The organism is Halomonas sp. KAO (assembly GCF_015595025.1).
In the GTDB taxonomy this organism is placed as follows: domain Bacteria; phylum Pseudomonadota; class Gammaproteobacteria; order Pseudomonadales; family Halomonadaceae; genus Halomonas.
In genome coordinates this window covers 40581-61258 of record NZ_JADNRL010000018.1, presented here as the reverse complement: position 1 = coordinate 61258, position 20678 = coordinate 40581, and the positions used below count along the sequence as shown (strand labels likewise).

Annotated in this window: 18 protein-coding genes; 6 read left to right on the top strand and 12 right to left on the bottom strand. The window is 59.3% G+C overall.

The window, feature by feature from the left end:
• Positions 1–129 precede the first annotated feature (129 nt).
• From IOC61_RS06200 to IOC61_RS06185, 4 genes are all read left to right on the top strand, one after another.
• Entirely contained in the window at positions 130–1365 is a 1236-nt protein-coding gene (locus tag IOC61_RS06200; RefSeq protein ID WP_195687998.1) for a TRAP transporter substrate-binding protein, read from the top strand.
• Positions 1365–1958 (top strand): TRAP transporter small permease, encoded by a 594-nt coding sequence (locus IOC61_RS06195; protein ID WP_195687997.1) that lies wholly within the window; start codon positions 1365–1367, stop codon positions 1956–1958. Before IOC61_RS06200 ends, IOC61_RS06195 begins: the two co-directional genes overlap by 1 nt.
• A gap of 11 nt (positions 1959–1969) precedes the next feature.
• On the top strand, positions 1970–3244 hold the full coding sequence (locus IOC61_RS06190) for a TRAP transporter large permease (RefSeq protein ID WP_195687996.1): 1275 nt from the start codon (positions 1970–1972) through the stop codon (positions 3242–3244).
• 90 nt (positions 3245–3334) lie between these two features.
• Positions 3335–4117, top strand: coding sequence for an IclR family transcriptional regulator (locus tag IOC61_RS06185; protein WP_195687995.1), 783 nt, complete (start codon positions 3335–3337; stop codon positions 4115–4117).
• Positions 4118–4196: 79 nt separating this feature from the next.
• Here IOC61_RS06185 and IOC61_RS06180 read toward each other — a convergent pair whose 3' ends face one another.
• From IOC61_RS06180 to IOC61_RS06160, 5 genes are all read right to left on the bottom strand, one after another.
• A complete protein-coding gene (locus IOC61_RS06180) occupies positions 4197–5660 on the bottom strand; it encodes an APC family permease (RefSeq protein ID WP_229332967.1) in 1464 nt (487 codons plus the stop codon).
• A gap of 430 nt (positions 5661–6090) precedes the next feature.
• The gene (locus IOC61_RS06175) at positions 6091–6579 is read right to left on the bottom strand and encodes a universal stress protein (protein ID WP_195687994.1); all 489 of its coding nucleotides are present in this window, start codon (positions 6577–6579) and stop codon (positions 6091–6093) included.
• Positions 6580–6636: 57 nt separating this feature from the next.
• Positions 6637–7977: a TRAP transporter large permease gene (locus IOC61_RS06170; RefSeq protein ID WP_195687993.1), complete on the bottom strand. Its 1341-nt coding sequence runs from the start codon at positions 7975–7977 to the stop codon at positions 6637–6639.
• A gap of 2 nt (positions 7978–7979) precedes the next feature.
• Positions 7980–8540, bottom strand: a complete 561-nt coding sequence (locus IOC61_RS06165) for a TRAP transporter small permease (protein WP_195687992.1) — start codon at positions 8538–8540, stop codon at positions 7980–7982.
• A 98-nt stretch (positions 8541–8638) separates the two neighbouring features.
• Positions 8639–9652: a TRAP transporter substrate-binding protein gene (locus tag IOC61_RS06160; RefSeq protein ID WP_195687991.1), complete on the bottom strand. Its 1014-nt coding sequence runs from the start codon at positions 9650–9652 to the stop codon at positions 8639–8641.
• A 379-nt stretch (positions 9653–10031) separates the two neighbouring features.
• Here IOC61_RS06160 and IOC61_RS06155 point away from each other — a divergent pair, with 379 nt between their 5' ends.
• Complete coding sequence (locus tag IOC61_RS06155) at positions 10032–11522, top strand: PLP-dependent aminotransferase family protein (RefSeq protein WP_195687990.1); 1491 nt, start codon at positions 10032–10034, stop codon at positions 11520–11522.
• A 51-nt stretch (positions 11523–11573) separates the two neighbouring features.
• Here IOC61_RS06155 and IOC61_RS06150 read toward each other — a convergent pair whose 3' ends face one another.
• From IOC61_RS06150 to IOC61_RS06135, 4 genes are all read right to left on the bottom strand, one after another.
• A complete protein-coding gene (locus IOC61_RS06150; protein WP_195687989.1) occupies positions 11574–12494 on the bottom strand; it encodes a CobW family GTP-binding protein in 921 nt (306 codons plus the stop codon).
• The gene (locus IOC61_RS06145) at positions 12481–14106 is read right to left on the bottom strand and encodes an amidohydrolase (protein WP_195687988.1); all 1626 of its coding nucleotides are present in this window, start codon (positions 14104–14106) and stop codon (positions 12481–12483) included. The genes IOC61_RS06150 and IOC61_RS06145 overlap by 14 nt, the downstream gene beginning before the upstream one ends.
• Positions 14103–15587 (bottom strand): sodium:solute symporter family protein, encoded by a 1485-nt coding sequence (locus IOC61_RS06140; RefSeq protein WP_195687987.1) that lies wholly within the window; start codon positions 15585–15587, stop codon positions 14103–14105. Before IOC61_RS06140 ends, IOC61_RS06145 begins: the two co-directional genes overlap by 4 nt.
• Positions 15588–15677: 90 nt before the next feature.
• The gene (locus tag IOC61_RS06135; RefSeq protein WP_195687986.1) at positions 15678–16970 is read right to left on the bottom strand and encodes a Zn-dependent hydrolase; all 1293 of its coding nucleotides are present in this window, start codon (positions 16968–16970) and stop codon (positions 15678–15680) included.
• A 144-nt stretch (positions 16971–17114) separates the two neighbouring features.
• Between IOC61_RS06135 and IOC61_RS06130 the strand changes: the two genes are divergently transcribed.
• Positions 17115–17993, top strand: coding sequence for a LysR family transcriptional regulator (locus IOC61_RS06130; protein ID WP_267491278.1), 879 nt, complete (start codon positions 17115–17117; stop codon positions 17991–17993).
• Between the two features lie 57 nt (positions 17994–18050).
• Here IOC61_RS06130 and IOC61_RS06125 read toward each other — a convergent pair whose 3' ends face one another.
• The 3 genes from IOC61_RS06125 to IOC61_RS06115 all read right to left on the bottom strand — a co-directional run.
• Positions 18051–19493, bottom strand: coding sequence for an NAD(P)/FAD-dependent oxidoreductase (locus tag IOC61_RS06125; RefSeq protein ID WP_195687984.1), 1443 nt, complete (start codon positions 19491–19493; stop codon positions 18051–18053).
• A 46-nt stretch (positions 19494–19539) separates the two neighbouring features.
• Entirely contained in the window at positions 19540–19923 is a 384-nt protein-coding gene (locus IOC61_RS06120; RefSeq protein ID WP_195687983.1) for a nuclear transport factor 2 family protein, read from the bottom strand.
• Between the two features lie 307 nt (positions 19924–20230).
• On the bottom strand, positions 20231–20678 hold a 448-nt coding region (locus IOC61_RS06115; protein ID WP_229332966.1), incomplete at its 5' end, for a thiamine pyrophosphate-dependent enzyme.

Here is a 20678-nt window from a genome sequence, read left to right as displayed (position 1 = left end):
TCAATTTTCTTGATCTGCAACAAAACGCGCTCTATGGTGAGGCCAGTGGCTCGCTTGAATTAACATGCCATCTGCGCGAGACCACCCGCATCCCCAAAGATCAACCACAAGATTCGGGAGCAACGCCTCATGACTTCCTCTCAGTCCAACCGTCTCGGCCTCTCGCGGCGCGACTTTCTCAACATCTCTGGGCGCTTCGGTGTGACCTCGACGCTACTCGCCGCCGGAGGCCTTGGCGCTGGCCTCACTGCCAGCGGCCTGGCCCGAGCCGCCGAGTCAGAGCAGAAAAGGCGATACCAGAGTGAGCCGAAGTTCCAACTGCGCTTCGGCGCCTCAGGCTTCAACGAGCGCAATCTCGACCTTCAGAAGTCCGGGCAGCTATTCTTCGCCCGGGACCTCGAGGAGCGCACCAACGGCGCCATTCGGGTCGAGTTCATGGGCAGCAATGAGGTCTGCAACCAGCTCGACTGCGTCAGCAAGGCCCAGCAGGGCATCGTCGATATCTTCTCCGCCTCTACCCAGAACTCTGCAGGCGGCGCGCCCTATCTGAACGTGTTGGACTTCGCCTACATGTTTCCGACCGTCGCCTCGATGTTTCACTTCTTCTACGACCAGCGCAGCGAGACGCTGTTGAGGGAACCACTTCGCCAGCGGCACAACCTGCAGTTCCTGTTCACCCACTGCGACCTGCGCGGGCTGATGATGGGGCTAAACTGGGCCGACAAGCCGTTGGTCACCAGTCTGGAAGAGCTTCAGGGCACCAAGAACCGCGTCACCGGCACTCAGATGGGACGTATCGCCATGGAGCAGCTGGGCCTGAACCCGGTACCGGTGGCCTGGGAGGAAACTCTCGACGGCCTGCGCCAGGGCCTGCTCGATGGCGCCGAGACCTGGATGAGTGCGGTCGCCTATGCCGGCATGGCGCCGGTAGTCTCCCAGGCGGTCGACCTGCGTTTCTTTGCCGGTACCGAGCACACGGCAATGAACCTGTCCAAGTTTGAAAGCCTGGGCAGCGAGCTGCAGGAACAGGTAATGGAGTCGGCGTATGCCGCACAGATCTTCACCCAGGGTATGAACGAGGCCGGCCGCTACCAGATTGTCGGCGCTACCGAGCATCCCGCCGCAGGCACCGTGTTTGCCGAGAATAATGTGCGGGTCGCCCCCCTATCTGATGAGATCCGCGCCCAGGCCGAACAGCTGTGCGCTCCGGAGTTCAACCCCGAGCCCTGGGAGCAGTGGCGCGAGCGCCTCAATGCCTGGGCAGGCGGCGTGGACATCTACCGGGAGATCCATACCATCGCCCGGGAGATTCCCCGCGACATGGCCGCGGTCAACGTGGCGCCGAAACGCTGGTGGAGGGTGTAATGACTGCCCGCGATACTTCCCATACCGCACAGGGGACGCCTGCGGGCGCCCCCCTGCTCCGTCGGCGGCCGGCCTGGCTCGTGCCGATGAAGTGGCTCGACGACCACCTGGAAAAGGCGATCATCCTTATCGCCTATAGCGGAATGGCCGGGATCATCTTCGTCGAGGTCATCCGGCGCTTCTTCTTCAATCTGCAGGCGCCCTGGAGTACCAGCATTCCGGTGCTGCTGTTCCTGTGGCTGACCTGGTTCGGTGCTTCGCTCAACGTCAAGCAGCGCACCCACCTGTCGCTCAACGAGATTCGCATGCGGCTGCCCTACGTCGGCCAGTTCCTGTGCCAGATTCTGGACGCCGTGCTATGGATCGTCTTCGGCGCCCTGGTGATCAACTTCACCATCGACCAGGTGCAGCTGGCGCACATGAACTTCGCCATCGTGCCCGGCACCAACAGCGTCATGCAGTGGTGGTTCTACCTTGCCACGCCCCTTGCCTGGACACTGATCATCATCCGCGTGCTGCAGAACCTGTTCGTTGACGTATGCCGCTTCAGGCGTCGCGAACCCTTCAACCTGCAACCCTCGATCATGGACTAGGAGATATCGACATGACGGACGGACTCATGATCGGCCTGGTCACGGCCGGTTGCACTACCATTTTCCTCCTCGGCGTACCGATCTTCCTGGTCATCGGCCTATGGGTGGTCGGGACCAGCCTGATCATCGACTTCACCCTGGCCAACATCGGCGTCACCCTGTTCCAGGGCCTTAGCTTCTTTGGCCTGCTGGCCCTGCCACTGTTCATTCTGACCGGCGACCTGATCAACGCCGCCGGCATCGCCAAACGTCTCTCCGACTTCGCCTATTCGGTGCTTGGCTGGCTGCGCGGCGGGATGGGCATGGCCACGCTAGGCGCCTGTGGCCTGTTTGCCGCCATTTCCGGCTCCAATGCCGGCACCACCGCGACCATCGGCTCCATCATGCAGCCCGAGATGATCAAGAACGGCTACGACGAGCGGTTCTCCGCGGCCACCGCCGCCTCGGGGGGCACCGTCGGCATCATCATCCCCCCGAGCATCATCTTCATCGTCTATGGCTTCATGATGAACCTGTCGATCAGCGACCTGTTCATCGCCGGCATGATCCCCGGCGCCATGATGGTATTCGGCATGATGGCGGCTTGTCATCTGGTGGCCAAGCGCCATAGCTGGGGCACCCTGATCCCGTTCAAGGCCGGGGCCAGTGCACGATTCGCGCGACGCGCCTACCTGGGCTTTGCCACCATCGGCGTGGTGCTCTATGGCATATACTCGGGAAAATTCTCGCCCACCGAAGCCGCCGCCATCACTGTGGGCTTCACACTGATCGCAGGCCTTCTTATCACCCGAGAGATCCGCTTCACCGCCCTGCCCAGCATTATGCTGCGCTCCGGCCAGATCGCCGGCATGCTGGCGCCGCTGATCGCCATCTCAGTAGTGATGCAGCAGCTGCTGTCGGTGCTGGGTGCCGGCCAGGCACTCGAGGAGCTGCTCAGCGGGCTCGGCAACTACTACGTGATTCTGGGCGCCTGCATGCTGATGATCCTGGTGGCCGGAATGATACTGGAGAGCCTTCCGGTCACCATCATCCTGGCACCTATTCTGGCGCCCATCGCCCAGAGTGCCGGCGTTGACCCAATCCATTTTGCAGTAATCTTCCTGGTGGGGGCAGCCATTGGCTTCGTAACGCCACCCTTTGGCCTCAACCTCTACGTGGCCAGCAGCATTACTGGCATCCCCTATCTGCGCCTGGTGAAGTTCGTGATTCCCTACTTCATCGCCCTGATCACCTGTTGGATCGCAATTTCTCTCTGGCCGGCCCTGTCGCTGTTCCTTGTCGGCTAACCACTGTAAACGGCAAACGCGGCAAGTCCCTTCGGGCTTGCCGCGTTATCATGATCATTTACTGCCGCTTCACGTCAAAGAGGCCTACGTATGCCGACCGACAGCTCCACTTCACGCCGCAATACGACCAACTCCACTCTACAGCGGGGCCTGTTGCTGCTCGAGGCCGTCGCAACGGCCCCTCACGGCATGAGCGCCGCGGATCTGGAACGACGCCTGGAGATCCCCAAACCAACCCTACACCGACTGCTGAAGCAGCTTGAGGAGCAGGAGTTCGTCATCCGCGATCTGGAGGGTCGCCACCTGCTGCCCGGCGAGCGCCTACATTGCATCGCCATGGGAGTGCTTTCAAACGAGCGACTGAAAGCTCCGCGGCGAATCCTGCTCAAGCGTCTGGCAGATGAGGTCGGCGAAACGTGCAACCTGACTCTGCTCGATGGCCACGAGGTCATGTACTACGAGCGAGTCGAGACCAACTGGCCGGTGCGGATCCAGCTGCCACCCGGCTCCCGCCTACCGATTCACTGCACTGCCAGCGGAAAGCTATTCCTGGCGTTGATGCCCCCCCATCAGCGACGCTTACTACTCCAGCACCTCCCGCTGGAAGCTCATACCCCCTACACCGCCACCACGGCCGACGACCTCGAGTCACGTCTGGAGACGATTGTCAGCCAGGAGCTGAGCACCGATGATGAGGAATTCATTCAGGGCATGGTCGCCGTGGCGGTACCAGTCTATGACCAGGCAGGTCGCATGCAGGCCACGCTGGCCATTCATGCTCCTCGCCTGCGCCACACCATCGAAAGCCTGAAGGAATGGGCGCCGCTGATGCGGCGCATCGCATCGGAGCTTCAGGACACCCTGTGGGCATAGCAGTCCATCCTACAGCATGGGGCCTGCGAGCACCTTGTAGCGCTCGAGGGCCCCACCTCAGCCAGTCAGCCGTTCGATGTCAGCCTTCGCCGGCCGCCAGGATCAGGCGGTCAAGCTTATGCTTGGGCATCTGGTGAATATGCAGCCGACGCGCGACATAGAGGACTGCTCCCAAGGCACCCCAGGCCACCAGGGCAATCCAGGAGGGTAGGCTCAAGGCACCCGGCGAACCAGGAATCAGCAGCAGCGACAGGAAGCACAGGCTGCTAAGGGCCCCCATCAGCGACAGTACCTTCTTGAAGGGCGAGACGCAGCCCTCATAGTGTTGCCCCACGCAGGCCGGAGACCACTTGAAGCACTTGTAGGCCACCGCGCAGCAGTAGAAGTAGGCAATCGCCACACCGGTGGCGGCCATGTCAACGATCCACAGCAGCACTTCACGCCCGAACCAGGGCGCCAGCAGGCAGATACCGCAGGTGAACAGAATGCCGGTGGAGGGAGTGCCGTGAACGGGGTGAAGCCGAGCAAACATCTTGGGCAGGAACTTCGCTCGCCCTTGAGCGAACAGCAGGCGACTGGTGGAAATATAGAAGCCGTTGAGACCGGTGGCGATCCCCATCAGCAGCGCCACGGACAGAACCGTGAGCCCCAGGTTGCCCAGCACGCCCTGCACCATCTCACCGGTGCCCCAGACCGGAGAGCCAGCCACCAGCTCGGTCCAGGGCATGGCGATCGAAGTGGCGACAATCAGAACCGAGTAGTGCACAGCCGCCATCAGCAACGCGAGGACAATCAGCATAAATGCCTTCGCCGGTGAGAAGTCGAACTCCTCCGCCGCCTGGGGCACGCTATCGAATCCCACATAGGCCCAGGGCGCAATGGCGACGATGGCGAAAATCGCCGACCAGGTGGCCTTTTCCGGCTGAAACAGCGGCACCATGTTGTCGAACGACGTGGTAGGCGAAACCAGCATCCCGACAACCACCAGAAAGGCACCGCCAACCAGCAGCATGCAGAAGATGAACTGGCTCTTTCCCGAGAGGCTACCACCACGAATATTGATCCAGGCAAACAGCATCAATGCCAGGCTGGCGATGGCCACTTCTCCGAAATAGACCTCCCAGCCGGCAATGGCGTACATTCTTCCGAAGGTCGCTATTTCGGGCACCAGAAACTTCGCCAGTAGAGCTAGTGCGGAAGCATTCAGTGCCACGATGGAGATATATCCTAGTGTCAGAAACCACCCGCAGAAGAACGCATGCTGGCGCCCGAACCCCAGGTAGGCGTAGGAGAATCCTCCACCTGTCACAGGAAAAATTTTTATCAGAAATCCATAACTTACGCCGATGATGATCATCAGCAGAGCCCCGATCGCCAGCCCGATGATGGCCCCCATTGGACCTGCCGTGGCGATCCAGTCGGCGGGGAGCACAAAGCTGCCCCACCCGACGGCGGAACCAAATGCAATGGCCCATACCCAATGCGGTTTCAGACACTTCTTCAGCTGACTGGTTTGTTCCATTAAATTTCTCCTTCGTTCCAAAGATGCAACGATATTGTCAGAAAATCTATTTTTTCCGGCATCCTATGGAAGTCTTTAGGTTACGTTTCTTCTTGTCCCACCTTGGGCTTCTTGCGAAACCTGGAACCAGCAAAAAAGCATAAAGCCCTTGGCAACAAGCGGCTCTCATTGCTTTAAATAGCCACAATCCATACGACTACAAGGTTTTTTCCCAATCCATATCAACACTCGATACTAGGACGTCACCCACAGAGCCGATAGGTCCAGAAATGATTTCCACATTGGACCACAGCGACCAACATCTAATTGACGTTAGTTTATAACTGAAGAACATCGCTGGTGTTTACAAAAAAACGCCACCCATTTTAAAGGGTGGCGCCTGACATTTTCCAAATCTGAGTTACCTAACCCGATCTCTGCCTATATCAACCAACGACTCATGCATTGCTTATCAAGAACTCTTGGGTACCACCACTACCGGAATTTTGGCCCTCTTGATCACCCCCTTGGTTACCTTGCCCGCGTAGCTGGCAGAAAAGCTACGCTTGTTGGCGGCTACCACGATCATGTCAAACTTTCCCCGGCTGGCAAAATGGGAAATTACCGACGATGGATAGCCTTCCAGCACGGTGCAACCTATCTGTCGGTCGCCAAGGGCCTCATGCAGTTGCGAGTGGCGTTGCCAGAAGGCATCGAGCCTGGTTTCCAGTTCAACTCGAGCCTGCTCGATGCGCTGCTCCATTAATGTATTTAGCACGTCACGATCACGAATGTTGACCTTCAGCGTGTTCGCCATTTCATCGGGAAGTGCCTTGACCGCATGTAAGACATGCAGCTCGGCCTGTGTTGCCAGTGCCAGGGAGATCGCTCGATGCAACACGTAGTCGCTATCGGCACGTAGACCCACGCAGCACAGGATGCGCTCTATACCATGACTCATGCTTCCTCCTCGACCGCCACCAGCATCATGGCTTGATGGCGATTCATCGTGGGCCGATCAGTAGCCCAGCAGGCTGGGTAACCACAGCGAGATCTGCGGGAAATAGGCAATGATAAAGAGTGCCACGATCGAAGCACCGGCAAAAGGTAGTGCCTTGAGCGATATTTCCTCGATCGATGCTCCTCCAATACCCGAAGCAACGAACAGATTCTCACCCAGTGGTGGCGTCTGGAAGCCAATCGCCAGGGCACAGACCACGACGATGCCCACATGCACCGGATCCATCCCCAGCATGTACATGATAGGCAGCAGCACCGGCGTCAGAATCATGATTGCCGCCAGAGTCTCCATGAACATACCCACAAACAGCAGGAAGAAGATTACCATGCCCCAGATCAGGTAGATGTTATCGGTAAAGCTCAACATTCCCTCGGCAATATAGGCCGGTACCCGCTGCTCCACCAACAGACGCCCAAAGACCGTGGCCGTGAACAGTATCAGCAACACGCGTCCAGTGATCCAGGTGGTGGTCTCCAACGTCCGCATGGCGGGCTTCCATGCAAGCTCCTTGTGCAGGAAGGTGCCGACGATCAAGGTATAGACGATAGCCACGACAGCGGACTCGGTAGGCGTGAATAGACCGCTATAGATGCCCCCCAGAATGATGATGGGCGCCAGCATCGACCAGACACCCTTGCGCAGGGTGCCGCGGATCTGCGGCCAGGACCAGTGATCGGTCAAGCCTCGATAGCCACGCTTGCGTGAAATAAAGTAGTTGATGCTCAAGAGGCAGCTGGCGATCACGACACCCGGCAGGATGCCGGCGATAAAGAGCTTGGGAATGGAGAGTGTCTGAAAGGCGCCATGCTCGGCGACGGCTTCCGGCGGTGGTTGCAGCCCCATACCCGATATGCCGAAGATCACCATGGGAATCGACGGCGGTATCACAACACCCAGCCCACCCGAGGAGGCGGTAATGGCCGAGCCGTAGCCTCGATCATAGCCACGGTTGGCCATGGCCGGGATCATCAGCATGCCTACCGCCGCGGTAGTGGCGGGGCCGGAGCCCGAGATCGCGCCAAAGAACATGCAGGCAAACACCGTAGCCGCTGCCAGCCCACCGGTCACCGGTCCGGCGAAGGCCTCGGCGATATCCACCAGCCGCTTGGAGATACCCGCGGCCTCCATTAGTGCTCCCGCAAGAATAAACGCCGGCAACGCCATCAGCGGAAAGGATCCCACCGAGGTGAAGGCGATCTGCACGAATGCCATGGGGTTTTCCCCCAAGCTGAGGTAGGTAGCCAGCGCGGCCACCCCCAGGGAGACTGTGATCGGGGCTCCGAGGATCAACAGCAGGAAGAAGACCCCAAACAGGACGTAAATAATCGTCGTATCCATGCCTATCTCTCCCCGCCTTCCGGTGTGTCTTGCACGTCACCACCGGTGTTTTTGAGTTTTTCGACTTCCTGGGATTCGGGGTCGACGATATCTACCTTCTTGATGAATCTTAAATAGTTATTCTGAAGAATGCGGATCGTCATGGCAGTGAAGGCGATCGGAAGAATCAGATAGAAATACTTCATCGGAACGCCCAGTGTCTGAGACTTCCAGAACAGGTTCATCCTGTTGAACACGAAGTCATAGCTCATATAGATAAATACAGCATTGAATCCGATCCAGATCAGGTCGGTCAAAAGACCACAAACCTTTTCCACCCAGCGCGGAAGAAACTTGAACTGGAACGTCACTCGGTTGTGCGCCGACATCTTGGTGGCATATACCGCCCCGAGATAGGCAAACCAGACGAAGGCGTATGTCGCCAGCTCATCGCCCCATGGAAGCGAGTAGCTGAACAGGTTGCGCAGCAGAATCTGTGCGAAAAGCAGCGCTACGAAGGTAACCAGGAGAAACTGGCAGAGATAGTTCTCCAGATTATCGATTAGCTTGAAGAAGTGTTTCATTAAGCCGACCCCCTGAGGCGAGAACCTTCTAGGAACAGCCCTACCCCGGCCAACGGCCGGAGCAGGGGGCGTTTCACGCCATCATGATAAAACCGGGATCACTGCTCCGGAGCGGGCTCTCGACCCAGCGTGGCGAGAACCTCGTCCAGCTTTTCCTTGCCTCCGATGCTGTCGTAGAAGTCAGGCCAGATGCCGGTGGCAAGCTCGATCCACTCCTGCTCGTCATTGGCAGGCTCGACGATCTCCATGCCGTGCTCTTCCACCAGGCGCTGCTTGATGGCTTCTTCGCTTTCCAGCAGGTAGCTGTAGCTGTGCTCGGTGGCTTCCTGACCAGCCTCAAGCACGGCTGTTTGAAGCTCTGGGCTCAGGCTCTGGAATTGCCCCTCGCCAATGATCAGCGGCTCCAGCGAGAAGACATAACAGCTGTCGGTAACATAGTCCTGAACCTCGTAGAACTTCATGGCGTCGATGGTGATATAGGGGTTATCCTGCCCATCGACCACACCCTGCTGCAGGGCAGTGAAGGTTTCCGACCACGCCAGCGGGTTGGGGTTGACGCCCCAGGACTGGTAGGCAGAAATCATGATCTCGTTCTTGGGCACTCGAATCACCAGGCCGTCGAGATCGGCCGGCTCAGCCACTGGACGTGCGGAGTTGGTCAGACGACGGCAGCCTGAATAAGCCCAACCGAGAAGACGCACACCCGCATCTCGAATGGTATTCTCGGCCAGCTCCTCACCGACCTCCCCCTGGGTCAGCAGCTTGGCATCTTCGGCCCCCTGGATGACGTAGGGCAGTGTCAGCACCCCCACTGTCGGCGAGAACGGGGTGATGTTGTTGATGGCGACGATGGAGAGGTCCAGCAAGCCCATGCTGGCATTGTTGACGGTGTCCTGTTCGCTACCGAGCTGACCATTGGGAAAGAGGTCCACGGTGACATCGCCGTCGGTCTTCTCCTCGATCAGTTCGGCAAAGGTCTTGCCAAGTTCATACTGGGTGCCACCGGCGGCGTCGCCGACTGCCATTTTCCAGGTCTCGGCCATCGCGTTGCCACTCAGCGCAAGGCTCACAGCGGATACCGCCATGGGAAGAACAAGTTTCTGAATACGCATAGGGAGCTCCAAGGGTTGTTGTTGTCGTTGACGACAGGTAAATGGCAGGTGACCAGCAACACTGATCATCGAAGAGGGCTCTGCCGGCACGTCAACACTCGGGGAGTCATGCCAGGGTGGTGTCTCGTCCCTTCAGGCCCTACTCTCCTCCATCTCCTTGCATGGAACAGGAGTTATCACCTTTCCATACTTCGGGTTCTACGCACTTACCAGACCACCGACTAGTACCAGTGCGGCATTACCCTTTGGTCCAGCTGTAACAAATGGATTTATAAAGGAAAATGACCAAGTACAATGGACAGCACCACCAACGCGAACTGCCATCGAGCCATGGCGGCACAGCCCATTCCACCGTTGGTAAGATGAGGACAGCGCACCCATGAGCGAGCTACTTTTCCATCTCGATCCCAATCTGCCTGATAGCCTGCAGCGTCAGCTTCGGGAACAGATCGCTCGCGCCATCCTCAACGGCCACCTGCCACTGGAGCAGGCCCTCCCCTCGAGCCGCAAGCTGGCCAGGGACCTGAACGTGGCCCGCAACACCGTGATGCTGGCCTATGAACAGTTGCTGGACGACGGTTATCTGATCGCCAGGAAGCGCAGCGGCTACTTCGTCAACCCCGAGATCCTAAAGGGCCACGCCGAAAAGCCGGTACGTCTCAATGATATCGAAGCCGACCGACTGCCCTGGGAGGAGCTCCTGACCATGCATCCATCCCGGCAGAAGACCATCAACAAGCCCAATGACTGGCCCAGCTACGACTACCCGTTCCTGTACGGCCAGATCGATCCTGACCTGTTCCCTACCCAACGCTGGCGCGAGTGTAGTCGCGACTCGATGAGCGTACCGGCCATCCACAGCTGGGCCGTGGATCACCTCAACAACGATGACCCGATGCTGATCGAGCAAATCCACCAGCGCCTGCTCCCCCGCCGCGGAGTCTGGGCCAAACCCGAGGAGATCCTGGTGACGGTGGGTGCCCAACAGGCGCTATGGATCACCTGCATGCTGATGCTCAAGGCCGGGCGGCGATTCGGCATGGAAAACCCGGGCTACGTTGATGTTTACAACACCGCACGTACCTTTACGGACGATATTCTGCTGCTACCGGTCGATGAGCAGGGGATGCGACTGGACGCCGATATCGCAAGTTGCGATCTCGTCTATGCCACGCCCAGCCATCAATCACCAACCACGGTCACCATGCCTCTGGAGCGTCGGCGTAAACTGCTGGACATGGCCGAGATCCATAACTTCCTGATCATCGAAGACGACTACGAGAGTGAAACCAATTATCTGGATACCCCCACTCCGGCACTCAAGAGCCTGGATCGCCACAAGCGGGTCATCTATGTAGGCAGTCTCTCCAAGACCCTGGCACCCGGGCTACGTCTGGGCTATATGGTCGGCCACCCCACGTTGATTCGCGAAGCTCGAGCGCTGAGACGCTTGATGCTGCGGCATCCGCCGACCAACAACCAGCGTGCCGTGGCGCTGTTTCTCGACCGCGGCTATCACGACGCCCTGCTGCGCCAGATGCATCAGGCATACCACAGACGCTGGCAGCTGATGAGAGATGCCCTTGCCCGTCATATGCCTCACGCAGCGTTGCCTTCCACCTACGGTGGTTCCTGCTTCTGGATCAAGGGGCCTGAGGGCCTCGATTGCCAAAAGCTCAGGCGCCTGGCCGCCGAGCAGAGCATTCTGATCGAATGCGGCGACATCCACTTCTTCGATACTCCTCGTAGAGAGTACTTCCGACTCGGCTTTTCGGCGATTGCCGATGATCGTATCGAGGAGGGGATCGCACGCCTTGCGGCACTGATACCGCTGGCCATGCAGGCCTGTGATACCCCGCCTTCGATCTAGCGCCGCGCTCAGGGAATGGCCCCCACACCAACTATCACCACTCGGCCGCAGTCACAGGGTCGCCAGCGTGGTCAATAGCGCCTCAAAACGCTTGCCAGCGCGACCGATACAGACCACCTGATTATGGCCGGCCACTGGCGCCGGCCGAAAATGCAGTCGCCCACCGCTGAACTGCAGCAGCTGTCGGCTATTTCGGCGCTGACAATGAACAAACCCCTTGGCACGCAGCAGCACATCATCATGTTCAAGCAGAAGCTCCTGTAGCCGTTCTAGATCCACGGCGCTGGACATCGTCAAGCTTGCCGAACGCCAGCCACCCGGGCCACCGCCGGCGTGATCCAGTGGTGCCCCAGTAGCAACCGGTGTCATGAAAGTCCGTGCTGGCGTAGGACGCACCTCGCGTGCGCTTCCCTCCTCCATAGGCTCAATTAGCGCCTCCGGATTCAGCTTCTGTAGTCCGTCAAGCAGCGCCTGTGGCTTATCAGCCCCGGTAAGTCGGTTGACCAACAGACGTGTCGCGGCGCGAATCTGGGCGTGCCAGGTTTCGCCGACCAGCCGATCGTCGCGATGGGTCTCGATACGACTGCCGTCGACCAGGCAAACGACCTCCTCGAGCTTCAGGCGTTTCGAAACACGGGCAATATCGGCGATGCGCGCAGGATCGGCGACCCCGCTGGTCTCGATAAACACCGCTCGCGGCGCCTGCTTGAGTCGCATGGCCTCGGCCAGCTGCTCGGCCAGAGTGCCCCCCAGGGTGCAGCAGAGACAACCATTGCTCAGCTGGATCATTCGATCATCGCGGTAATCGATCAGCTCGGCATCGATATTGATATCGCCAAAATCGTTGATCACTATCAGCGAGTCCTCGGGAATCCCTTGCCGAATCAGCTCATTGAGATAGGTCGTCTTGCCCGCACCCAAAAAGCCGCTGATTACCGTAAGCGGCGCCTCAGCCACCTCACTCGGCCTCATGCACGCGCCCTCCCAGCACCGTTGCCAATACCTGGATATCCTTCAGGTCCTGCGGCGGTGACGCCAGCGGATCACGGTCCAACGCGACCATATCGGCGAACTTGCCGATTTCAAGGCTGCCCACCAGATGATCAAGGTGCAACGTATAGGCGGCTCCCAGCGTAACCATCTCCAATGCCTGCTGGACTGAAACCCGCTCCCTCTCACCCAACACCTGACCCGTGGCAGTCTGGCGCATGACCGCGCACCAAGCGGTGAATAGCGGCCCCAGCGGGGTGACCGGGGCATCACTGTGGATGGCAGTGGGAATCCTTAATCGTGCAGCGCTGGCCAGCGGTTCGAGTCGCTGGCAGCGTTCATGCCCCAGGGTACGCTGGCGATGAATATCACCCCAGTAGTAGAGATGGTTGGCGAACATGTTCAGGCATAGGTCCTGAACGGCAGCTCGTCGCATCTGGGCATGGTCGATCACCTGGCAGTGCTGAAGGGTGTGGCGATGATCGCACCTGGGCCAGAACGTCAATGCCCCCTGCAGCGCATCCAGCATCAACTCGACGGCCTCATCGCCGTTGGTATGGATATGCAGCTGGATACCGGCCTGATGGTAGGCTTCGACTATCTCTCTGAGTGTCTCCGGGGGGGCATTCCAGATGCCATTGGCATGGCCATCATGATAATGCGGCCACTTGAGGCGTGCGGTGTAGCCCTGAATCGAGCCGTCGGTCATCAGTTTAACTGGTCCGAAATGCAGCTTATCGTTGCCTTGCTCGAGGCAGCCCTGCAGGCGCTGGATGCCATCTTCCACCGACCAGGCAAGCGCTGCCATAGCAGGTACCAGACGCACCGGATAGCTCTCCTCGGCGGTTACCTCCTTGAGTGTTGCGATACCCTCATCGGTCAATGGATTATAGAGATCCGTAATGGTGGTCACCCCGGCATTGCGGGCGACTCTACCGTAACGGTGCAACGTCTCTGGGACGCCTACCATCTCGAAAAGATTCATGCCCAGGGTTTCGAAGACAGCGTGCATGGCGGCCATTTCCTGAAGTTCGCCGTTAGGTCGGCCGTCTTCGCCAAGCATGATGCCTTCAATCGCCACGTGCTGGTGCAGCCCTGCATGCTCGAGCATCGCAGAGTTGACGGTCATCACGTGTAGGCTGGCGTGCAGGATCACCAGAGGGCGGTCGTTGACCGCCTCATCCAGCTGTCTGCGGTCGAGCCTGGCACCCTCGAAGTAGACCGGGTCGAACCCCCAGGCGATCAGTGGCTGACCCGGCGGCAACCCCGCCGCCTGATCTCGCAGCAGCGTTTGAACGGCCTCGAAGGTCTGGGCACCGGCCCAGCGTTCCCCCTCAGGATCGCGGCGCGGGAAGTACCCCACGTAGGGGTACTCCCACATGGCCCCCTCCAGGGCATGGCTATGACCTTCGACAAAACCCGGCATCAGGCAGTTGTCGGCGAAGCGACGATCCACCTCAATCTCGCCAAGCTCCTGCATCACTGCCATATCCCCCACCGCCAAGATACGGCCGTCCTTTACTGCCACATGAGTAGCCACGGGCTGTGAAGGGTTCATGGTGATGATCTTGCTGGCCTCATAGACTCGGATCATTGCAACTGCTCCTTGGGGCTACCCTGAATGGTGGGGGTGTCAGAAATCGGCTCCTGGTGTCGCGCCGAGGCGGAGGGCAAGTCGTCCCAGAAAACGGCGGCCACGCTCTCCTCTGCTCCATGTTTGGTGATCAAGCTTCCGCCCACGATGACCACTAGAGAAACCAGGAAACCAGCAAAGACCTGGTCGATTCCGGTATCGAAAAGCGGCCAGATCAAGGTAGTCGCACAAGCCAGGATCATGCCCGCCATGACGGCTTTCCCGGTCACCCGACTCCAGAACATAATCGCCAGGAAAGGAATCACCAGGGTTGTCGCAGACAGCCGCAGTGCCCACTGATAGAGCGAGATGATATCGGTCATCAGGAAGGCAACGCCGAGAGCCGCTACTGCGATCAACACCACACTAAGCCTGGCCACGAACATCTTCTGATCGTTGTTGGCATCAGGGTTGATCATTCGAGCGTAGATGTCCTGAGAGATATTCGAGGCACCCTGAAGGATAAAGGAGTCGGCACCGGTCATCAGCGCAGAGAGCAGACCCACGACCACGATGCCACCGACCGCCGGGTGCAACAGCTCAACCGTCACATAGGAGAAGATCAGGTTTGGGTTCATGTCGAGAGGGACGAACTGACGGGCCACCACGCCGATACCGAAAGGAAGCAGGGTGAGCACCAACAGTGAGGCATAGGCGGTCACGCCGGCCTTTACCGCCACCCGCTCGTCCTTGGAGGCGAAAATGCGCTGCCAGGTTGACTGCCACACCAGATAGAAGGGTGCCACGGTCAACGCAAATACCAGCACATCGCTCAGCCCTCCTGCTCCCGTTGGACTGATGTAGTCCACCGGCGTATTGGCAATGATCGATGAGAAGCCACCACCGAAGTTGACCACGACCACGGCCAGAATCACGATACCTAGCACCACGATCACACTCTGCAGAGCATCGGTTACGATGGTGGCCACCAACCCACCAAGAATGGTGAAGCCCAAGATCAACGCAAAGGAGAGAGCGATACCTACCTTGACGTCCATGTTGAAGACAATATGGAAGATGGTGCTCATACCGACGATTTGCAGTGCCGTAGTCGGCACCGAGTATACAAAGGCGGAAAACACCGAGGGCAACAATCCGACCCGAGCGCCGAACCGCTCGCCGAAAAGATCAGCCAAGGTGTAAAGCCGTTGGCGACGAAGAGGGGCGCTGAACAGGATGATCAGCAGCATACTGGTCAGCAGTGCCGGTGCGGCGAACTTGAAGTAGCCCGACATGCCAACGGTGAAACCCATGCCGATCCAGCCGATGAACACGGCTGCGCCACAGTTGGTACTGATATGGGTCCCTACGATCTTCCAGAACCCCATATTCCACCCGGCAATCAGGTAGTCATCGGAGTTCTTGACCTTTAGAAAATAGTAGAAACCGATGGCGAACATGCTCGTGAAGTACGCCACGATATAGCCGTAGTACCACTCCATACGATAGTCCTCGTGCTTATTGTTGTTGACGCTGTTTGTTGCGAGTTATTGCCTGCATGCGTAGCTGTTGGTGGCTTGTCGCTGCTCGTATCAGTGCTGACTGCACTCCGCGGCTGCGGTCGCCGAAGCCCTGACCTGATCAGCCTCAGGGGGCTGCTCGGCAAGATGCAGCATCGCATCAAGCAGCACATTGGTGCCCGCTGCCAGGTCGTTCAGCTCGGCGCTCTCGGCCTCGTTGTGGCTCAGACCGCCGGCACAGGGCACGAAGATCATTGCCGTAGGCGTCACACCGGCAAGATGACAGGCATCATGGCCGGCACCTGACAACATGCGGCGGTAACGATAGCCCCTGGAGCTGGCGGCCTCTTCGATGACCTCGATACAGTCAGGATGAAAATCAACGGGGGGTGTATCCATGATCCGGTTGAGCTGAACCACGACAGAGGTATCCTCTGCTACCTTCGCGCTCGCCTGCCTGAGCGCGCTCTCCATCGACGCCTGCCCCTCGACACGGGGGTGGCGCATATCAATTGTCAGCTCCACCTGGCCAGAGAGGGTGTTGGGTGAGTTCGGCACATTCTCGATATGTCCGACACTAGCCACGGCCAGGGGCGCATGAGCGTCGGCGATCGCCTGCACCTCCACGATTAGACGGGCGGCGGCGGCAAGCGCATCCCGCCGCCCCAGCATCGGAGTGGAGCCGGTATGCGCTTCCTGCCCGGTCAGCGACACTCGATACCAGCGTGAACCCTGGACACCGGACACCACACCGACGGTCTTCTGCTCCCGCTCGAGGACTGGCCCCTGCTCGATATGGGCCTCCAAGAAAGCCCCCAGCCGATGACTGCCACAGGCCACCTCACCGACATAGCCAATAGCCTCCAAGGCCTCCGCCAGGGAGATACCATGGTCGTCCTGACGGGCCAGCGCATACTCCAGCGAATAGACACCTGCATGAACCCCGGAGGCCAGCATCGGCGGCGTGAAACGTGCCCCCTCCTCGTTGGTCCATACGCAGACCTCCAGCGGGCTGCGAGTCTGTATGCCGTTGTCATTGAGTGTCTCGAGCACTTCCAGGCCAGCCAGCACGCCAAAGACACCATCGAAACGACCCCCTAGAGGCTGAGTGTCCAGATGGCTTCCGCAGGCGATGGGGAGGCATTCGGGGTCGGTCCCGGGCCGGCGGGCAAAGATATTACCCAGGCGGTCGATACGAACCTCACAGTTGGCTTGGCGACACCACTCGATGAACAGGTCACGACCACAACGATCCTCGTCGGTCAACGCCAAACGCGAACTCCCTCCTAAAGAGGTAGCGCCGATTTCCGCCATGGACATGATTCGCTGCCACAGACGGCGCGCATTGATATTCACTAAAGTCATAATTACCTACCTTGTTAGTTTGTTGTCAGGTAATTCGAAGGGGCGAGTCGCTTGGGCGACCTGCACTGCACCTCTCAAGGTAGCGAGACAAAGTCGCCTCGTATAATATCAAAACGCTAACAACTGATACTCCCAAGGCATCAAATGAGTCGTTATCTACAGTCTCAGATACGCTATTTCATGGCAGTTGCTGAAGAACTGCATTTCCGCCGCGCGTCAGAGCGGCTTCACGTGGCACAACCGGCGGTCAGCAGGGCAATCCGTCAACTCGAGACGCAGCTAGGTGTGACACTGCTTAAACGAGACAACCGCAATGTCGCGCTAACGGCGGGAGGAGAGGCGTTTTATAGGGAATGTAGGAAAGCGGCCGACATCCTGGAGGATGCCGGCGCCAGTGCCATTAGAGCGGCTGGCGGCGAATCCGGTCACTTGGCGATCGGGTATATCGACTTTGCCATCAATGGACCTCTACCCAGGCGTCTGTCACGATTCTACGAGGCCTTTCCCGATGTCAGTATCGAGCTGAGACGGCGCGACTCCCACGCTCAGCTGGAAGATCTGGAAGCCGGCCGGCTCGACCTGGGACTCTTGATCGGCCCTGTAACATCCGACAAGATCGTTCATCGCACCTTCTACCAGGCGCCCTATGTAGCGGTATTACCTCGCGACCACCCGTTGGCAGAATGGCGGGCAATTCCCCTCGAGGCCCTAGCCAATGAACCTTTTATACTCGGCAACTCCGATAGCTGGCGTCATTTCATTCCTCACCTGCAGTCCTACTGTCTCAAATCAGGGTTCATTCCTCGTGTCGCGCTGGAAGCACCCAATAGCGACAGCATCTTCGGGCTAGTGGCTGCCCGAATGGGCGTAACCCTCTATCCGGATTGCGAGCTGAGCCACGAACGCAGTGACATCGCCATTCGTCCGCTGGAAAACAGCAATGCCAGGCTGAGTATTGAGCTCGCCTGGCATGCTGATAACACCAATCCTGCTCTGACTTCCTTCATCGAGCAGAGCTGGTGACTAAGGAGCGCGATAACGGTTCGGCGGGCCCAGACCCGCCAAGCCGGTAATCGACGCTCAGAGCACCTCATCCTTTAGGTGGTACCAGCGATACAGGAAACGCTGGCCGAAGCGCCGGAAGGGCGCGAAGGCCTGTGACTCAACCATCTCACGGACATTCGGGTACGGCAGTTTGGAGGTGAAGATCGGCAGATCCAGCTCCTGGCCATGACCGGCGATCCACTGTGCCAAACGCCGCCCCGCCTGGGCGGAGTACATCACGCCGTTGCCGCCGTAGCCCAGGGCGTAGTAGACCGTCTCCTTGGCATCGGGCTGATGGATGCGTGGCATCATGTCGTGACTGACATCCACCCAGCCCCACCAGGAATAGTCGATATCGACGCCCTGGAGCGCCGGGAACTTGCGGTGCATGTTACCCACCAGCATATCCTTGTACTTCTGCTGTGGGGCGTCCCGGCCCGTGATGGCACTGCGGCTGCCGATCTGCAGGCGGTTGTCCGGCAACAGGCGATAGTAGTGACGCAGAATGCGCGTGTCGGTGATGACCTGACGCGTGCGCAGGCCGCAGGCCTCGATCTCGTCATCGGTCAGCTTGCGCGTGACGATGGAGTTCGAGAGGATCGGCAGCAGCCGGTTCTTTAGCTCGCGATGCAGGCTTTGGGAGGTGTAGCCGCCGGTGGCGATGCCCACGGCCCGCGCCTTCACCACCCCCCCAGGGGTCTGCAGATAGTGCACGCCGCCACGGGTCTCGAAACCCTGTACCGGGCTTGCCGGATGGATCTTCACGCCCAGTGCCCGCGCCTTGCGGTGATAACCGAAGGCCAGCTTGCCGGCATGGATACCGATGCCCTCGGGCTCGTGCATGGCACCGGCCGCTTCCTGGTCGCCGAGCCACTCACGCTTCACCGTATCGGCATCGAGGATTCGGGCATCGTAGTCGAAGGTCTCGCGCAGCAGCTTGGCCTCTTTCTCGAGGGTCGGCATGACCTTGTCGCGGTGGGCCACGTAGAGGTGACCACCCGACTGCGGTTCGCAGTCGATATCCTTGATCAGCTCCTTGAACGTCGCCATGCCATCGAGGCATTCGCGATGCAGCTTGAGCGCCGTGTCCAGGCCGTAGCGCTGGATCCACTGGGAGCGCTTGAGACGACCCGAGGCACACTGAGCCTGGCCGCCGTTGCGGGTCGAGCAGCCCCAGCTGGTACGATTGGCCTCGAGCACGGTGGCCTTGATGCCGTACTCCTGAGCCAGGAAGATCGCCGCCGTGAGTCCCGTGAAGCCGGAACCGATGATGACCACATCGGCATCCGTGTCCTGGGTGATGGGCCCATCATCGGCCGGCGGCTCGCCGGCGGTGCCGATCCAATAGGTCGGCGCATAGTCACGACCCGTCCCCGGAGTGGTACTCTTCAGGGGGTCATAGGCCGGATCATATGGCTGGGCGGGTGAGGTCTTGGTCGCCTCGTTCTCCACCCCGCTTCTTGGCATTGTTGTCTCCATGATCGGACTCCTAGCAGTCTGGATACTGTGCTCGAACCCGAAGCAATCAGGCGTTGACGGGCGGACGGTTCTTGCGGAAGGCGTTCTTCACGGCGATCTTGCCATCGCGGAAAGTGAAGGCGTCGATCATGCGCGCCTCGGAGCGTACGCCGTCGGTGGTGGTACCCTTGTAGGTCGACTCGGTGAAGCCCTTGTCACCGACGACATGATGTTCGGCATCGACCCAGGCGGCATCGGGAGCACTCTTCCAGGCGTTCTCGAGACCCTGGCGCACCTCCTCCTGACCAACAAAACTCTTGCCAAGCAGATCGGGACCGCCAACGGCGTGGAAGACGCAGTCATCGGTCATCATCGACATGATCGCGTCGATGTCGTGATTGTTGAGAGCATCGCTAAAGGCCTGCAGAAACTCGGTGGTCGGCTGACTCATGATGGACTCCTGGTGAGTTGTCGTTATCGGTACTGCCCTGCCGGGCAGCTGGCTGATCGTGGCGACACCTGGGCCGCGTACAACCCAAGACTACTGACAAAGCACCCAGGACATTAGCGCCAGATACATACCGGCTGTTGGGCCAGAGAAGCCGGCAAGAGCAGTGTTGTTCGCCACCTCCATGGCCATCCAATTGACATGAAACCTGAACACGGAAACCCCGGCTCAACGGCGCATGAGGCCGTTGAACCGGGGTTTCATTTCCCCCGGTACTGCGGGGGGACGCCCTTACATTAGAGCTTCAGGATCAGACGTAGTCCTGATACTTCTCGAGCATGCGCACCGGCTTCTTCAGGGCGTCACGGCGGAAGGGGTCGCCCAGCTCGCGGGTGCACATGACCTCGATGACGCAGGTCTTGCCTTCGTTCATCTGCATGTCCACGGCCTTCTTCAGCGCCGGGCCCACGTCTTCCAGACGGTCCACGGTGATGCCCTCGGCACCCATCGCCCGACCGATCTCGGCGAAGCTCTGGTTGTCCAGCTCGCCCGCCACGAAGCGACGGTTGTAGAACTCGACCTGGTTCTTCTTCTCGGCGCCCCACTGGCGGTTATGGAACACCACCGCGGTCACCGGAATGTCGTGACGCACCGCGGTCATGATCTCCATCAGGCTCATGCCCCAGGCGCCGTCACCGGCGTAGGCGATCGCCGGACGCTCCGGTGCGGCCACCTTGGCCCCCATGATGGTCGGCAGT

Bases quoted from the DNA above. Each gene is read 5' to 3' on its own strand.
- IOC61_RS06200 (WP_195687998.1), top strand. From the start codon at position 130: ATGACTTCCTCTCAGTCCAACCGTCTCGGCCTCTCGCGGCGCGACTTT.
- IOC61_RS06195 (WP_195687997.1), top strand. From the start codon at position 1,365: ATGACTGCCCGCGATACTTCCCATACCGCACAGGGGACGCCTGCGGGC.
- IOC61_RS06190 (WP_195687996.1), top strand. From the start codon at position 1,970: ATGACGGACGGACTCATGATCGGCCTGGTCACGGCCGGTTGCACTACC.
- IOC61_RS06185 (WP_195687995.1), top strand. From the start codon at position 3,335: ATGCCGACCGACAGCTCCACTTCACGCCGCAATACGACCAACTCCACT.
- IOC61_RS06175 (WP_195687994.1), bottom strand. From the start codon at position 6,579: ATGAGTCATGGTATAGAGCGCATCCTGTGCTGCGTGGGTCTACGTGCC.
- IOC61_RS06170 (WP_195687993.1), bottom strand. From the start codon at position 7,977: ATGGATACGACGATTATTTACGTCCTGTTTGGGGTCTTCTTCCTGCTG.
- IOC61_RS06165 (WP_195687992.1), bottom strand. From the start codon at position 8,540: ATGAAACACTTCTTCAAGCTAATCGATAATCTGGAGAACTATCTCTGC.
- IOC61_RS06160 (WP_195687991.1), bottom strand. From the start codon at position 9,652: ATGCGTATTCAGAAACTTGTTCTTCCCATGGCGGTATCCGCTGTGAGC.
- IOC61_RS06155 (WP_195687990.1), top strand. From the start codon at position 10,032: ATGAGCGAGCTACTTTTCCATCTCGATCCCAATCTGCCTGATAGCCTG.
- IOC61_RS06150 (WP_195687989.1), bottom strand. From the start codon at position 12,494: ATGAGGCCGAGTGAGGTGGCTGAGGCGCCGCTTACGGTAATCAGCGGC.
- IOC61_RS06145 (WP_195687988.1), bottom strand. From the start codon at position 14,106: ATGATCCGAGTCTATGAGGCCAGCAAGATCATCACCATGAACCCTTCA.
- IOC61_RS06140 (WP_195687987.1), bottom strand. From the start codon at position 15,587: ATGGAGTGGTACTACGGCTATATCGTGGCGTACTTCACGAGCATGTTC.
- IOC61_RS06135 (WP_195687986.1), bottom strand. From the start codon at position 16,970: ATGACTTTAGTGAATATCAATGCGCGCCGTCTGTGGCAGCGAATCATG.
- IOC61_RS06130 (WP_267491278.1), top strand. From the start codon at position 17,115: ATGAGTCGTTATCTACAGTCTCAGATACGCTATTTCATGGCAGTTGCT.
- IOC61_RS06125 (WP_195687984.1), bottom strand. From the start codon at position 19,493: ATGGAGACAACAATGCCAAGAAGCGGGGTGGAGAACGAGGCGACCAAG.
- IOC61_RS06120 (WP_195687983.1), bottom strand. From the start codon at position 19,923: ATGAGTCAGCCGACCACCGAGTTTCTGCAGGCCTTTAGCGATGCTCTC.